This is a genomic window from Micromonospora sp. BQ32 (assembly GCF_059358895.1).
Window position 1 is genome coordinate 114,687 of record NZ_JCADBI010000016.1, and the last position, 14,271, is coordinate 128,957.

A 14,271-nucleotide genomic window follows, 5' to 3' on the forward strand; every position below is an offset into this window, starting at 1 on the left:
GACCTCCGATACGGGCGATCAGGTCCCGTGCGGCCGGCAGGTCGTCCGGGGTGTTGAGGGTGACGATCTCCGGGGCGCCGTCGCCCTTGAGTTCCCGCTTGACCAGGCCGGCGAGGGTGCCGGCCGGGGGCAGCTCGATCACGCCGGTGACCCCGAGGTCGGCCAGCGTACGCATGCACAGGTCCCAGCGCACCGGCGCGGTGACCTGACGGACGAGGCGCTGCACCATGGCCGCGCCGTTGTCGACCGCGGTGCCGTCGAGGTTCGACAGGAGGGTCCGGGCCGGGTCGGCGGCGGTGATCCCAGCGGCCTCCGCGGCGAGCGCGGTCTCGGCCGGAGCCATGTACGGGGTGTGGAACGCGCCGGCCACCTGGAGTCGGATGACCCGGGTCCGGGTGGGCGGTGCGGCGGCGAGCTTGTCGAGCCCGTCCAGGGCGCCCGCGGCGACGATCTGCCCGGCGCCGTTGCGGTTGGCCGGGTAGAGCCCGTTCGCCTCGATCGCGGCGATCACCTCGTCGGGGTCACCGCCGAGCACCGCGGCCATTCCGGTCGGCTCCAGCGCGCACGCGGCGGCCATCTCCCGGCCACGTACGCCGGCCAGGGTGATCGCGGCGTCGGCCGACAGCACACCGGCCAGGGCGGCGGCACCCAACTCGCCGACGCTGTGGCCGGCGGTGAGGGCGACGCCGTCCAGCGGCAGCTGCTCGGCGGCGAGCAACGCCGCGGCGACCAGCAACGGCTGGGTACGGGCGGTGTCCTTGATCTCGTCGGCGTCGGCGGCGGTGCCCAGGTGCAGCAGGTCGACCCCGGCCAACGCGGACCAGTCGCGCAGCCGCGCCTCGGTGCCGGTCAGGTCGAGCCAAGGGGTCAGGAAGCCGGGTTTCTGAGAACCCTGGCCGGGACTAAGTACGGCGAGCACGTCTATGACTCTCCCGGATAAAGGCGGGTAACGCGGTGCCGCCTTCGACCAAACCACACTAGGACCTTTAGAGGTTTCCTACAAAGATCGGCGGGGATCATCCTCGGTTTGGGCGGATTTCCGGGTAGCCGGGGTCATTGTCTGAGTCGGGACCGGCGAGGCCAGCGGGGCGACCGGATCCAACCGACCCACGGTCAGCGCGACCTGAAGGGCGAACGCGTCACGCGGCGACAGTGGCGAGAACCCGGTCACCTCGGCGATCCGCCGCAACCGGTAGCGCACCGTGTTCGGGTGCACGAACAGGGCCCGGGCCGCGCTCTCCAGCGTGCCACCCGCGGCCAGGAAGGCGTCCAGGGTCGCCAGCAGTTCCCCACCGGCGCGCACCAGTGTCGCGTACACATCGTGGCGTAACCGCCGACGGGCCTCCGCGTCGCCGGCGAGGGCCCTCTCCGGCAGCAGGTCCGCAGCCGGCACCGGCCGCGGCGCGGCGGGCCAGGCCGGCGCGGCCCGAAAGCCGGAGAGCGCGGCCCGCGCCGACTCGGTCGCCTCGTCCAGGCTCGGTACGGCGGGACCGACCACCACCGGGCCGTCCCCGAACGCGCCGAGCAGCTTCGCGGTGGCGGTCAGCGGGTCGGGTGCGCCGCCCAGCACGATCACCAGCCGGTCGCCGTGAACGCCGCCGATCACCTCCACACCGATCCGGCGGGCCTGCCGGTAGACCACGTGCAGCACCGCGGAGACCTCGCCGCCGGGCGACCGACCGACCGCCACCGCCACCGGCGGCGCGTCCGCCCAGCCGAGCGCGGCGGCCCGACTGGCCAGGACGTCCGGCGAGTCACCGCGCAACAGCGCGTCGACCAGCAGCGCCTGCAATCGGGCGTCCCAGGCGCCGCGCGACTCGGCGGCCCGCGCGTACACCCGGGCGGCGGAGAACGCGATCTCCCGGGAGAAGCGCAGCACCGCCTCGCGTAGCTGCTGCTCCTCGCCCTCGGCGGCCAGGTGCGACACCTGCTCCTCGACCACGTCGATCGTCACCTTGATCAACGCCACGGTCTGCTGGAGGGTGATCGACCGGGCCAGCGCCTGCGGGGCGGCGGCGAAGACCTCATCCGAGACCTCCTGGGTGCTGTCCGCCGTGCCGCCGCCCTCGCGCAGCCACTGCACCAGCGAACTCGCGCCCGCCTGGGCGACCAGCATCACCCAGGAGCGCTGGTCGGCCGGCAGCGCCCGGAACCAGGGCAGCGTCTCGTCCATCCGGGCCACGCTGGAGGTGGCCAACGCCCCCGCCGATCGTTCGATCCGGCGCAGCGTGGCCGACAGATCCCCACCGCCCGGCGTGCTCACCGCCCTAGCCTGACACGTCGTGAGCAGGCCAACCACGCCGGCACCGGTCCGCCGACCACCGTCGGCGCGCCCACCGGGCCCGTCTCACGGTTGCGGGGGAGGGGGCAGGCCCACCTCCTGGGCCAGGATCGCGGCCTGCACCCGGCTGCGCAGGTCCAGCTTCGCCAGGATCCGGCTCACGTGGGTCTTGGTGGTGCTCTCCGCCAGCACCAGCCGTTCGGCGATCTGCTGGTTGGACAGGCCCAGACCGAGGCAGGCCAGCACGTCCCGCTCGCGCGGGGTGAGGGTGCTTAGCGCGGCCCGGGCGTCCGCCGACGCGCCCGGCGCGGTGGCCGCGAACGCGGTGATCAGCCGGCGGGTCACCGTGGGCGCGATGAACCCGTCGCCCCGCGCCACCGTCCGCACCGCGCTGACCAGGCCGTCCGCGTCGGTGTTCTTGAGCAGGAACCCGGCCGCGCCGGCCCGCAACGCCCCGAAGACGTACTCGTCCAGGTCGAAGGTGGTGAGCACCAGCACGTCGGCGAGCCCGTCGGCGACGATCGCCCGGGTCGCGGAGATCCCGTCCCGGTGGGGCATTCGCACATCCAGCACCGCCACGTCGGGGCGCAGCTCCCGACACAGGCGCACCGCAGCGTCACCGTCGGACGCCTCGCCGACCACCTCGACGCCCGGTGAGCCGTTCAGGATCAGGGCCAGTCCCGCTCGTACCGCCGGCTGGTCGTCGGCGAGCACCACCCGTACCGTCGCCGGGCGAGCGTCACCCGGTGACGGCGCCGCCCCGGTCACCCGCCCTCCCCGGTGGGTAGGGCCGCCCGCACCTGCCAGCGACCGTCGTGCGGCCCGGCGGTGAACCGGCCAGCCAGCAGGGTGGCCCGTTCCCGCATGCCGATCAGCCCGGCCCCGGCGCCCGGCAGCCCGACCCCGCCCCGGCGGACCGGGTTCTCCACCGTCAGCACCACCTCGGCCGGCCGGTACGCGATCGTCAGCTCCGCCTCGCCCGTGCCGTGCTTGAGTGCGTTGGTCAGCGACTCCTGCACGATCCGGTACGCGGCGAGGTCCACCCCCACCGGCAACGCGCCCGGCGTGCCATCGGTCCGGACCCGCACCGCGAGACCGGCCGCCCGGACCCGCTCGACCAGTCCGTCCGCCTCGGCCAGCCGCGCGGTGACCACCTCCGGCGTGGCCGGGCCGCTGGCCCCGGGCTCGCGTAGCACCTCAATCATCTGACGCATCTCGGCCAGCCCCTGCACGCTGCTCTCCCGGATCACCCGCAACGCCGACTCCACCTGACCGCGATCCAGCCCCGGCACGGAGAGCACGGCGGTGGCGTGGATGGCCACCGCGCTGAGATGGTTCGCGACCACGTCGTGCAGCTCCCGGGCCATCCGGGCCCGTTCGGCGCTGACCGCCTGCCGACGGTCCAACTCGACCAGGCGGGCGGTCTGCTCGGCCCGCGCCCGCTCGGCGGCGGCCTGGTCGCGGTACTGCCGCACACTGATGCCGGTCAGCACCGGCAGCAGCCCGGCGAGCACCACCAGCACCCCGACGGTGACCCCGCGCCAGTGGCCGAAGAAGAGCGCGCCGGCGATCGCACCGAACAGGCTCAGTCCGATGGTCACCCGCAGCAGCCACCGCCACAGCCGTGGCGGGCCGTACACGCAGGCGTCGTAGAGCACCTGCGTGTAGACCAGGATCACGCCCAGCGAATTGCCGAGCGCGGTATCCACGACGAGCGCTCCCGTGCCTAACGCCAGGCTGGCGCGTGGGGCGAGCCGGCGCATGGCCACGGCCACGCACATGGCCAGCAGCGGCGGCAGGAACAGCGCCGACGGCACGCCCGTGTTCGGACGGACCTGCGGTTGCCAACCCAGGGTGTAGAGCACCAGGCCACCGGCCAGCGACGCGCCGGCCAGCATGAGGTCGCGGCCGAGGGTGCCGGAGTCGAGCCACGGTGGCGCACGCATACCCCGATCCCACCACAGCCGTCGCCCGCCGAACTCCGACCGGGGGAGGACCTCGCCGGCACCGCCATGCGCCGAAAGGGGGACGCGGACCCGCTCCGATCGCCGGTGTGCCCCCGGCCCGACGCGGCGGGTGAACGGTGCGGAAAGACGCTGTGAACTGCGTAACCGGGTCCCGTGCTCACCGGCGTCTTCGAGGACCGGCCGGTCCGGACCCCGGGTACGCTGCCGCGCGGCCCGTCGGTCCCGGCCAGTACGGTGACAGGGCACCTCGGGGAGAGCACCCGAGGGTGAGGCGAGCGTGAGGAGACCGGGGATGGCGCACGGGGAGGCCGAGCACGGCTGCGCCCAGGGCGAGCCCTGCCGGCCGGGGCACCACGACCCGCAGGCGGCTGGCAAGCACCGCCGGGCGGTCGGCGGCGCACCATCGCACCCGGTGGAGCCGCTCGTCGGGCGGGCTGACGACGAGCCGGTGCTGCCGCGTCAGCGCTCCGCCGAGCCCGCCGGTCTCGCCGAGCCCGACTCCGACGTTCCCGCTGGTTGCCTCAGCGAACGTGCCGGCTGGGCCGGGGCGCATCGGCACGGTCCGGTCCGGCCGCGTCCACGGGCCACCCGCCGGCAGCGCCCACCGCGCCGCTGGTGCTGACGGCGCCGCGGCGCTGATCAGCGAGCGCGGCGGGTCACCGGCGGCGGTAGTTCAGCGCGTGCGGCGGCGGATCAGCAGGGCGATCCCGGCGAGGCCGACCGTGATGGTCAGCATCACGCCGACGTTGAGCAGCAGCAGGCGTTGCAGGTCGCCGAGCGCCTCGTCGAGGTCCTTCGCCGGGTCGAGCGTGTCCTCCGGGAGCACCCGCTCGCCGCCGCCCGCGCCACCGCTGACCGTGTCGAACTGCCGCTCCAGCGGCACCCCGGCGGTGCGTAGGGTCTCGGACATGCTGAGCCGACCCAGGAACCAACCGGCGCTGGTCTTGCGGCCGTCCGGCTGCTTCGCGGGCCGGTAGACGCGGGGCCCGCCGATCGCCTTGGGGTAGAGGTCGTACGTCTGCTTGGGCGTCTCGCCGGCGAGCACCACGACCGTGTATTTCGGACCGAGGTTGGCCGCCTTCGGACCGGTCGGCATGCCGGTGCGAGCGAGGAAGTTGACCTGGTCGATGACCGCGCCCACGAGGGCGGGCTCCTTGTCCGCGTGCATTCGCAGCGGCGCGGACAGCCCCGTGCCGGTGATGTCCACTCCGGCGGGTGCCGGCTTCGGCGCCGCCGAGGCCGAGCCAGCGGTGCCAAGCGACAGCAGCGCCATCGCCAGCGTGCCCGCCAACACGGCGGCCAACCGCCTCATGTGTCGGACCATCCCGCCTCCTCGCCCCGTTCGATGGATGGCTTCGTCGTGACGTCCGGACCGACCTGCCGGTGCGGCATCGACCAGATGGTCGCGTCCACTCCTACAGACTCCGCAGAACGTCGATGAGTTGCAGCTTTCGGAACAGTAATTGGAACTATCTGCGATCTCTGCTCAACTAATGAGGAGCCGTTTGATCAGCGGGCGGATCGTACCCTTACGGAGGGGTTCATGGGGGGCAGGGTTACACGTACGGTCCGGGTCATGCCAGTGGTGCTCGGCGTGGCGTTCGGTGTGTCGTTTTTGGTGCCGGCGACACCGGCCGCCGCCCACAACGAGCTGACCGGCAGCAACCCGCGCGACGGCGCCCGCGTGGCGACGGCACCGGCCCGGGTCGAGCTGCGGTTCCTCGCCAGGCCGTCGCCGACTACGACGAAGATCACAATAACCGGACCGGACAATGTGGTCGCTGGCGGGACTCCCGCCTTCGACGGCAGTCGTGTGCGGGTGCCGTTCAAGCCGGCCGCCGCGGGGCTCTACATCGTCGGCTACCAGCTCACCTCGTCCGACGGGCATCCGGTGAAGGGTGAGGTGCGGTTCACCCTCACCACCGGCACCGCCGCCGACCCGACCGCCTCGCCGCCGGCCGCGGCCGGCACCAGCCCGACCGGGTCGCCCTCGGCTGGGGCGTCGGCCGTCGGCTCACCCTCCGCCGGCCCCGCGTCGGCGACACCCGGCAGCTCGACGGCCTCCCCGGTGCCGGCGGCGTCGGAGCAGTCCGACTCCGGCGGTCGCTGGTGGCTCTGGGCGCTCGGCGGCCTGGTGCTGCTCGCTGCCCTCGCGGCCGGCCTCGTGTTCTGCCGCAGGCGACGGGCTCGGTGACCCTCTGATACACCGCTCCCGGCGGGTCAGGTGTGCAGGTCGGTCATCCTTTGCTCTGCACCCGCGGATGCGACGGATACGGTCTGTGACCGGTGCCTATTGGGGTGCAGAGCAAAGCCGGGCGATGCGGAGTTACGCCGGCGACGCGCTCGTGACGCGTCCGACGGGCGACAGTCAGACCAGGCGCAGGCGGGCGGCGCGGATCCGGGTCAGGGTGCGCTCGCGACCGAGCACCTCCAGCGACTCGAACAGCGGCAGACCCACGGTGCGGCCGGTGACGGCGACCCGCACCGGCGCCTGCGTCTTGCCGAGCTTGAGGCCCCGCTCGGCGCCGACCGCCTCCAGCGTCGACTTCAACGACTCGGCGTCCCAGGACTCCAGCGCCTCGAACGCCGCGACGGCGTCGTCCAGCAGCTCGGCGGAGCCGTCCTTCATCGTCTTGGTCCAGGCGGCCTCGTCGATCAGCGGCGAGGCCAGGAAGAGGAAGTCGACGTTCGGCACGATCTCGCTGAGCACCGCGATCCGGGTCTGAGCCAGCGGCGCCACGGCGGCGAACGCGTCGGCGTCGAACTCCTCCGGCTGCCACGGCGGCGGCGCGATGGTCTCGGTGCCGGTCAGCCACGGCTGGCAGGCGTCGATGAACTCGGCCACCGGCAGCGCGCGAATGTACTCACCGTTGAACGCGCGCAGCTTCTTCTCGTCGAAGAACGCCGAGGAGAGGTTGACCTCGTCCAGCCGGAACTCGTCCTCGATCACCGACCAGGGAACGATCTCCCGGTCGCCGGAGGGGGCCCAGCCGAGCAGCATGAGGTAGTTGCGCATCGCGCCGGCGAGGTAACCCTCGTCGCGGTACGCCTCCAGGGCGACCTTGTCCCGGCGCTTGGAGAGCTTCTGCCGCTTCTCGTTGACCACCACCGGCACGTGCGCCCAGATCGGCGGCTTGACCCCGAGGGCTTCCCAGAGCAGCTGCTGCTTGGGGGTGTTGGGCAGGTGCTCCTCGGCGCGGATCACGTGGGTGATCCCCATGGTCATGTCGTCGACGACGTTGGCCAGCAGGAAGACCGGCGAGCCGTCGCCCCGGGCGATGACGAAGTCCTCGATGAGCTTGTTCTCGAAGGTGGGCTCACCACGGATCAGGTCGACCACCACGGTCGCGCCCTCGTCCGGCGTACGGAAGCGCAGCGCGTGCCCCGGGCCGGGGCCGAGGCCCCGGTCACGGTGGTAGCCGTCGTAGCCCTGGTACTGCGAGCCGGTGCGGGCCTGCACGTCCTCGCGGGTGCAGTCGCAGTAGTAGGCGCGGCCTGACTCGTGCAGGCGCGCGGCGGCGGCCCGGTGCTCGCCCGCGTTCGCCGACTGGAAGTACGGGCCCTCGTAGCTGCCCCGGGAGATCCCGATCCAGTCCAGCGCGGAGAGGATGCCCTCGGTCCACTCGGGCTTGTTGCGCGCCGCGTCGGTGTCCTCGATGCGCAGCACGAACACGCCGCCCTGCTGCTTGGCGTAGATCCAGTTCTGCAGCGCCGAGCGGGCGCCGCCGACGTGGAACATACCGGTCGGGGAGGGGGCGAAGCGCACACGTACTGTCACGTCCCCCAGCCTACGGCGGTACGCGACTGCTTTGCGCCACCGCCCCCTGGCTCAGGGGACCGAGCGGATCTTGACGACCAGGGCGCTGCCGAGCAGGGTGACCACGGCGGTGACCGCGTAGAGCGTGGGATAGCCGCCCAGGTACACCACGAGCGGGGCGGAGAGCGCCGGGCCGAGCACCTGCGGCGCCGAGTTGGCGATGTTGATGACGCCCAGGTCCTTGGCCCGGTCGGTGGCCCGGGGCAGCACCTGAGTGATCAACGCGGCGTCGACCGAGAGGTAGACGCCGTAGCCGGCGCCGAGCAGCAGCGCCGCGACGATGGCCATCGGCCAGACCGGCGCGACCGCGAGCAGCAGCGCCGCCACCGCCATGATCAGCCCGGAGGCGATCACGTAGATCTTGCGGCGGCCGGACCGGTCGGACAGCCGGCCGGCGATCACCGCGGTCAGCATCATCCCGAGCGTGTAGAGCAGGATCAGCACCAGCAGGCCGCCCTCGGGGTCGGGGTGGCGGACCCCGTCGCTGAGGAAGTACAGCAGGTAGAGGGTGCCCAGGGCGTTGCCGAGCTGGACCAGGAACCGGGTGATCCAGGCCCAGGCGAAATCCGGGTGCCGGCGAGGGCTGATCCACATCGAGGCCAGCAGCGCCCGCGTCCGGATCACCGGCCGATGCGTACGCGGCAGCGGTTCGTCGGGAGTGAGCAGCGCGAACGGCAACGACAGCAGCAGGATGGCCACGGCGATGGCCAGGTAGCCGGCGGCGTTGCCGGTGACCACGGCGGTGACCAGCACCGCGCCGAGCACCAACCCGAGCGCCTGCGGGATGCCCACCCACCCCGAGACCCCGCCGCGCTGGCGCACCGGGACCCGGTCCGGGACGGCCGCGGTGAGGCTGGCCAACATCGCGTTGAAGCAGACCTGCGCGGCGACCCAGCCGAGGGCGACCCCGAGGATGGTCCGTTGCTGGGCCAGCAGCACCAGGGCCGCCGCGCCGAGCACGGCCCCGCCCGCCGTCCAGACGTGCCGACGACCGAGTTCGCGGCCGGCGATCCGCAGGCAGGTCCGGTCGGAGAGCGCGCCCGCGAGGGGGTTGGCCAGCACCGCGGCCAGCGCACCGAGGCCGGTGACCACGGCCAGCATGTTCTCCTTGTCGCCGGGCGCGATCTGCTCGATCTGCTGCGGCAGCAGCACCTGGATGGGCGTGAAGAACGCCATCCACACGCCGAGGTTGGCCGCGAAGATCAGGCCGATCCAGCCGCGCCGCACCGGCACCGTCGGCTCGGCGAGCGCCGCCGGCAGCGACGCCGGCGTGGGGTCGAGGGTGGTCACCGCGCCGACCCCGGCCGGCTGGCCGCGATCACGTTCCGCAACCAGGTGTACGACGACTTCGGCGTACGGGTCTGGGTGCCGTAGTCGACGTGCACCAGACCGAAGCGCTTGGTGAACCCCTCGGCCCACTCCCAGTTGTCCAGCAGCGACCAGACGAAGTACCCGCGCACGTCCACCCCGTCGTCGACGGCGGCCCGGACCGCGCGCAGGTGCCCGTCGAGGTACGCGATCCGCTCCGGGTCGGCCACCTGCCCGTCGGCGTCGGGTGCGTCGTCGTACGCGCAGCCGCTCTCGGTGATCTCGATGGGCGGCAGCGCGTCGCCGTACGTGTCACGCAGCCAGCCGAGCAGCTCGCGCAACCCGTCCGGGGCTACCGGCCAGTCGAACGCGGTACGCGGGTACCCGTCCAGCGGGACCAGGTCGAACGGCAGGGGTGAACCCTCCTCGGCCGCCCGTACCCCGGTGGGGTTGTAGTAGTTGACCCCGAGCACGTCGATCGGCGCGGCGATCGTGTCGAGGTCGCCGGGGTGGATGACGCTCGGGTCGGGGCCGGGCAGCTCCGGGTATCCGCGACCGAGCAGCGGGTCGGTGAAGAGCCGGTTGTGCAGCGCCTCGTACGCCGCCCCGGCGGCCCGGTCGGCGTCGCGGTCGCCGAGCACCCGCACCGGCGAGTAGTTGTTGGCGATCGCCACCGGGCTGGCGGTGTGGGTCCGCAGCGCGGCGACCGCGAGCCCGTGCCCGAGCAGTTGGTGGTGGGCGACCGGGAAGGCGTCGAACAGCAGCATCCGGCCGGGGGCGTGCACTCCCATGCCGTAGCCGAGGCTCATGTGGATGAACGGCTCGTTCAGGGTGATCCAGAGCCGGACCCGGTCGCCGAGCCGGGCGGCGGTCTTCTCGGCGTACTCGGCGAACCGGGCGGCGGTGTCGCGGTGCAGCCAGCCGCCGGCGTCCTCCAGGGGTTGCGGCAGGTCCCAGTGGTAGAGGGTGGCCACCGGGTCGACACCGGCGGCCAGTAACTCGTCCACCAGCCGGTCGTAGAAGTCCAGGCCGGCCGGGTTGGCCGGGCCGGTGCCGGTGGGCTGGATCCGAGGCCAGGCGATGGAGAACCGGTACGCGGAGACGCCCAGGCCAGCCAGCAGCGCCACGTCCTCGGTGTGCCGGTGGTAGTGGTCGCAGGCCACCTCGCCGCTGCTGCCGTCGCTGATCCGCCCGGGGGTGCGGGCGAAGGTGTCCCAGATGGACGGAGCTCGGCCGTCGGCCGTCGTGGCGCCCTCGATCTGGTGGGCCGATGTGGAGACGCCCCAGCGGAAGCCGGTGGGGAACTGGGGCATCGGTGCGGTCGACATGCGCCCTCCCGGTCAACGTGAAACGTGCTCGGGACTTTAGGGCGCTCTCGATGAATGCGCCATAGGCCGGCCTGGCGCAATGCGCAATGGTTGATCGGCGTGTCTTTTTCCGAACCCGTCCAGGTAAGTCCGATTTAACGCATAGAGTGCCGATATCGTGTGATGTCCTCACCGGAGGAAAGACGGAAATGATCCTCGTGGAACGCAGTGCGCACGTGGCGGCGCCAATTGAAGTGGTCTGGGATGTCGTGCAGCGGGCCGAGCAGTTGCCGGCCTGGCTGGCCGGGGTTCGCGCGGCCGAAGTGCTCTCGGGAGAGGGCTTCGGGCGGCGACAACTGGTCCAGGCGGGGCGCGGCTCGGCGCATGAGGCCGAGGTGATCGCCTACCAGGAGCCGACGCTGATCGGCTGGCGGGAACGGGCCAAGGGCGCCGGATCTCGGGCGGAGGCGCGCACCGAGATCTACGTCCAGCTCACCGGAGACGAGGAGGAGGGCGGGACCATCGTGCGCCTCATCGTGGTCCGTTGGCCGGCCGGCCCGGTCAAGGCGGCCCTGCTGCGCCTCGGACTGCGTCGGGTCGGCGCCGACCTGGAGGACTCGCTGGCCCGGCTCACCGACCTGGCCGCCGTCGGCTGACGAGCGCCCATCCTCCCGGCGTCACCCGCGACGGCGGTGGTCCGGATCCCCGCCAGGGCTCCCGGGCCACCGCCGCTCCGTACACCGAAAAGGGCCCGGCGCAACTGCGCCGGGCCCTCCTCAGTGGTGCTGGGTCAGCTGTCGCCGCCGGTCTCGCCGACCGGGGCGGCGTTGACGTCGTCGATCGCGTACTTCTTGGCGGCCTCGGCCGGCACCGTGGTCGCCACCGCGCCGCTGCGGGCGAGCTGCCGCAGCGTGGCCACCACGATCGACTCCGCGTCGACGTGGAAGTGCCGGCGCAGCGCGTGCCGGGTGTCCGACATGCCGAAACCGTCGGTGCCGAGCGACGTGTAGTCGCCGGGTACCCAGCGGGCGATCAGATCCGGTACCGCGCGCATGAAGTCGCTGACCGCGACCTTCGGCCCGTCCGCGTCGGCCAGCTTCTGCTGGATGTACGGAACCTTCGCCTCGGCGCCCGGGTTGAGCAGGTTGTACTCCTCGGTCTCCACCGCGTCGCGGCGCAGCTCGGTCCAGGAGGTCACCGACCAGACGTCGGCGCCGACCCCCCAGTCCTGGGCGAGCAGCTGCTGGGCCTTGAGCGCCCACTGCATCCCCGTGCCAGAGGCGAGCAGGTTGGCCTTCGGGCCGTCGACCTGCGGTGCCGGCGAGTAGCGGTAGATGCCCTTGAGCAGGCCCTCCACGTCCACATCGGCCGGCTCGGCCGGCTGGAGCGTCGGCTCGTTGTAGACCGTCAGGTAGTAGAAGACGTTCTCCTGCGCGTCCCCGTACATCCGGTGCAGACCCTGCTCCAGGATGTGCGCGATCTCGTACGCGAACGCCGGGTCGTACGCGACCACGGCCGGGTTGGTGGCGGCGATCAGCAGCGAGTGGCCGTCCTCGTGCTGGAGGCCCTCACCGTTGAGCGTGGTCCGACCCGCGGTGGCGCCGAGCAGGAAGCCCCGGGCCATCTGGTCGGCCGCGGCCCACAGCCCGTCGGCGGTCCGCTGGAACCCGAACATCGAGTAGAAGATGTACATCGGGATCATCGGCTCGTCGTGCGTGGCGTACGCCGAGCCGGCTGCGGTGAACGAGGCCACCGAACCGGCCTCGTTGATCCCCTCGTGCAGGATCTGCCCGGAGGTCGACTCCTTGTACGACAGGAACAGCTCGCGGTCGACCGAGGTGTAGCGCTGGCCGTGCGGCGAGTAGATCTTCGCGGTCGGGAAGATCGAGTCGAGACCGAAGGTGCGTGCCTCGTCCGGGATGATCGGCACCCAGCGCTTGCCGAACTCCTTGTCCTTCATCACGTCCTTGAGCAGACGGACGAAGGCCTGCGTGGTGGCCACCTTCTGCTTGCCCGAGCCGCGCTTGATGTCGGCGAACCGCTCCGGGCCGGGGATGGCCAGCCGCTTCGTGCTGGTCCGCCGGGACGGCAGGTACCCGCCGAGCTGCTCGCGCCGCTCCTTGAGGTACGCCAGCTCCTCGGACTTCTCGCCCGGGTGGAAGTACGGCGGCAGGTAGGGGTTGTCCTCCAGCGCCGAGTCCGGGATGTCCAGGTAGAGCCGGTCACGGAAGGTCTTCAAGTCCTCCAGCGTCAGCTTCTTCATCTGGTGGGTCGCGTTGCGGCCCTCGAAGTGCGAGCCCAGGGTCCAGCCCTTGATCGTCTTCGCCAGGATGACGGTGGGCTGACCGGTGTGCTCGGTGGCCGCCTTGTAGGCCGCGTAGAGCTTGCGGTAGTCGTGCCCACCCCGCTTGAGGTTCCAGATCTCATCGTCGCTGAGCGGCTCGACCATCTTGCGGGTCCGGGCGTCCCGGCCGAAGAAGTGCTCCCGCACGTACGCGCCCGACTCCGCCTTGTAGGTCTGGTAGTCGCCGTCCGTCGTGGTGTTCATCAGGTTGACCAGCGCGCCGTCGGTGTCCGCGGCGAGCAGCGGGTCCCACTCACGACCCCAGACGACCTTGATCACGTTCCAGCCGGCACCCCGGAAGAACGCCTCCAGCTCCTGCATGACCTTGCCGTTGCCCCGGACCGGGCCGTCCAGCCGCTGCAGGTTGCAGTTGATCACGAAGGTGAGGTTGTCCAGCTCCTCACGGGCGGCCACACCGATGGCGCCGAGCGTCTCCGGCTCGTCCATCTCGCCGTCGCCGAGGAACGCCCAGACGTGCTGCTGGGAGGTGTCCTTGATGCCGCGGTGCTGCATGTACCGGTTGAACCGGGCCTGGTAGATCGCGTTCAGACCGCCGAGGCCCATCGAGACGGTGGGGAACTCCCAGAAGTCCGGCATCAGCCGAGGGTGCGGGTACGAGGGCAGCCCACCACCGGGGTGTGACAGCTCCTGGCGGAAGCCGTCGAGCTGGTGCTCGCTGAGCCGCCCCTCCAGGAACGCCCGCGCGTACATGCCGGGGGAGGCGTGGCCCTGGTAGAAGATCTGGTCGCCGCCGCCCGGGTGGTTCTTGCCCCGGAAGAAGTGGTTGAAGCCCACCTCGTAGAGCGACGCCGAGCTGGCGAAGGTGGAGATGTGCCCGCCGACGCCGATCTCCGGGCGCTGCGCCCGGTGCACCAGCATGGCGGCGTTCCACCGGACGTACGCCCGGATCCGCCGCTCGACGTGCTCGTCACCCGGGAACCAGGGCTCGCGCTCCGACGGGATGGTGTTGATGTAATCGGTGGTGGTCAGGGGCGGAACCCCGACCTGGCGCTCACGGGCCCGCTCCAGCAGGCGCAGCATGACGTAGCGGGCCCGTTTGGCTCCACGTTCGTCGATGACACCGTCAAGCGACTCGACCCATTCGCTGGTCTCTTCAGGGTCGATGTCCGGAAGCTGGCTCGGTAGGCCGTCGCTGATCACCGGGCGCTTGCGTTCCGTAGCCACAGGCGTTCCCTCGGTTGTGTGTGGGATAGGTCTCTAGCACCATCCTGCCCCCTGGTGGCACC

The 14,271-nt window shown here is 71.9% G+C and carries 11 protein-coding genes and 1 pseudogene; 3 read left to right on the plus strand and 9 right to left on the minus strand.

Features of this window, described 5'->3' with window-relative positions:
* Nucleotide 1: 1 nt before the first annotated feature.
* The 4 genes and pseudogenes from AC5L30_RS26265 to AC5L30_RS26280 form a co-directional block, all read right to left on the minus strand.
* A pseudogene (locus AC5L30_RS26265) lies at nucleotides 2-919 on the minus strand (ACP S-malonyltransferase); the annotation flags it as partial.
* A 78-nt stretch (nucleotides 920-997) separates the two neighbouring features.
* Nucleotides 998-2,299 (minus strand): PucR family transcriptional regulator, encoded by a 1,302-nt coding sequence (locus AC5L30_RS26270; protein WP_494870302.1) that lies wholly within the window; start codon nucleotides 2,297-2,299, stop codon nucleotides 998-1,000.
* 48 nt (nucleotides 2,300-2,347) lie between these two features.
* Nucleotides 2,348-3,049: a response regulator gene (locus AC5L30_RS26275; RefSeq protein WP_494870303.1), complete on the minus strand. Its 702-nt coding sequence runs from the start codon at nucleotides 3,047-3,049 to the stop codon at nucleotides 2,348-2,350.
* On the minus strand, nucleotides 3,046-4,227 hold the full coding sequence (locus AC5L30_RS26280) for a sensor histidine kinase (RefSeq protein WP_494870304.1): 1,182 nt from the start codon (nucleotides 4,225-4,227) through the stop codon (nucleotides 3,046-3,048). Before AC5L30_RS26280 ends, AC5L30_RS26275 begins: the two co-directional genes overlap by 4 nt.
* 313 nt (nucleotides 4,228-4,540) lie before the next feature.
* On the opposite strand from AC5L30_RS26280, the gene AC5L30_RS26285 reads away from it, so the two are divergent.
* Nucleotides 4,541-4,870, plus strand: a complete 330-nt coding sequence (locus tag AC5L30_RS26285; protein WP_494870305.1) for a hypothetical protein — start codon at nucleotides 4,541-4,543, stop codon at nucleotides 4,868-4,870.
* 51 nt (nucleotides 4,871-4,921) lie between these two features.
* Here the strand turns inward: AC5L30_RS26285 and AC5L30_RS26290 are convergent, their stop codons facing one another.
* On the minus strand, nucleotides 4,922-5,572 hold the full coding sequence (locus AC5L30_RS26290; protein ID WP_494870306.1) for a hypothetical protein: 651 nt from the start codon (nucleotides 5,570-5,572) through the stop codon (nucleotides 4,922-4,924).
* Between the two features lie 252 nt (nucleotides 5,573-5,824).
* Between AC5L30_RS26290 and AC5L30_RS26295 the strand changes: the two genes are divergently transcribed.
* Nucleotides 5,825-6,442 carry a copper resistance CopC family protein gene (locus AC5L30_RS26295; RefSeq protein WP_494870307.1) on the plus strand — a complete coding sequence of 206 codons (618 nt, stop codon included), beginning with the start codon at nucleotides 5,825-5,827 and terminating at the stop codon, nucleotides 6,440-6,442.
* 174 nt (nucleotides 6,443-6,616) lie between these two features.
* Here AC5L30_RS26295 and gltX read toward each other — a convergent pair whose 3' ends face one another.
* From gltX to AC5L30_RS26310, 3 genes are read right to left on the minus strand one after another with little or no spacing between them, the layout of a single operon-like run.
* On the minus strand, nucleotides 6,617-8,026 hold the full coding sequence (gene gltX, locus AC5L30_RS26300; RefSeq protein WP_494870309.1) for a glutamate--tRNA ligase: 1,410 nt from the start codon (nucleotides 8,024-8,026) through the stop codon (nucleotides 6,617-6,619).
* Nucleotides 8,027-8,077: 51 nt separating this feature from the next.
* Entirely contained in the window at nucleotides 8,078-9,355 is a 1,278-nt protein-coding gene (locus AC5L30_RS26305) for an MFS transporter (RefSeq protein ID WP_494870310.1), read from the minus strand.
* Nucleotides 9,352-10,701 carry a GH1 family beta-glucosidase gene (locus tag AC5L30_RS26310; RefSeq protein WP_494870312.1) on the minus strand — a complete coding sequence of 450 codons (1,350 nt, stop codon included), beginning with the start codon at nucleotides 10,699-10,701 and terminating at the stop codon, nucleotides 9,352-9,354. Before AC5L30_RS26310 ends, AC5L30_RS26305 begins: the two co-directional genes overlap by 4 nt.
* Before the next feature lie 188 nt (nucleotides 10,702-10,889).
* On the opposite strand from AC5L30_RS26310, the gene AC5L30_RS26315 reads away from it, so the two are divergent.
* Nucleotides 10,890-11,336, plus strand: a complete 447-nt coding sequence (locus tag AC5L30_RS26315) for an SRPBCC family protein (protein ID WP_030488771.1) — start codon at nucleotides 10,890-10,892, stop codon at nucleotides 11,334-11,336.
* Between the two features lie 134 nt (nucleotides 11,337-11,470).
* Here the strand turns inward: AC5L30_RS26315 and aceE are convergent, their stop codons facing one another.
* A complete protein-coding gene (gene aceE, locus AC5L30_RS26320; protein ID WP_494870314.1) occupies nucleotides 11,471-14,209 on the minus strand; it encodes a pyruvate dehydrogenase (acetyl-transferring), homodimeric type in 2,739 nt (912 codons plus the stop codon).
* Between the last annotated feature and the right edge of the window lie 62 nt (nucleotides 14,210-14,271).

What these genes read in the sequence shown, in the direction of transcription:
- AC5L30_RS26295 (WP_494870307.1), top strand. Translation starts at nt 5,825, where the DNA reads ATGCCAGTGGTGCTCGGCGTGGCGTTCGGTGTGTCGTTTTTGGTGCCG.
- AC5L30_RS26310 (WP_494870312.1), bottom strand. Translation starts at nt 10,701, where the DNA reads ATGTCGACCGCACCGATGCCCCAGTTCCCCACCGGCTTCCGCTGGGGC.
- AC5L30_RS26280 (WP_494870304.1), bottom strand. Translation starts at nt 4,227, where the DNA reads ATGCGTGCGCCACCGTGGCTCGACTCCGGCACCCTCGGCCGCGACCTC.
- AC5L30_RS26290 (WP_494870306.1), bottom strand. Translation starts at nt 5,572, where the DNA reads ATGGTCCGACACATGAGGCGGTTGGCCGCCGTGTTGGCGGGCACGCTG.
- AC5L30_RS26315 (WP_030488771.1), top strand. Translation starts at nt 10,890, where the DNA reads ATGATCCTCGTGGAACGCAGTGCGCACGTGGCGGCGCCAATTGAAGTG.
- AC5L30_RS26285 (WP_494870305.1), top strand. Translation starts at nt 4,541, where the DNA reads ATGGCGCACGGGGAGGCCGAGCACGGCTGCGCCCAGGGCGAGCCCTGC.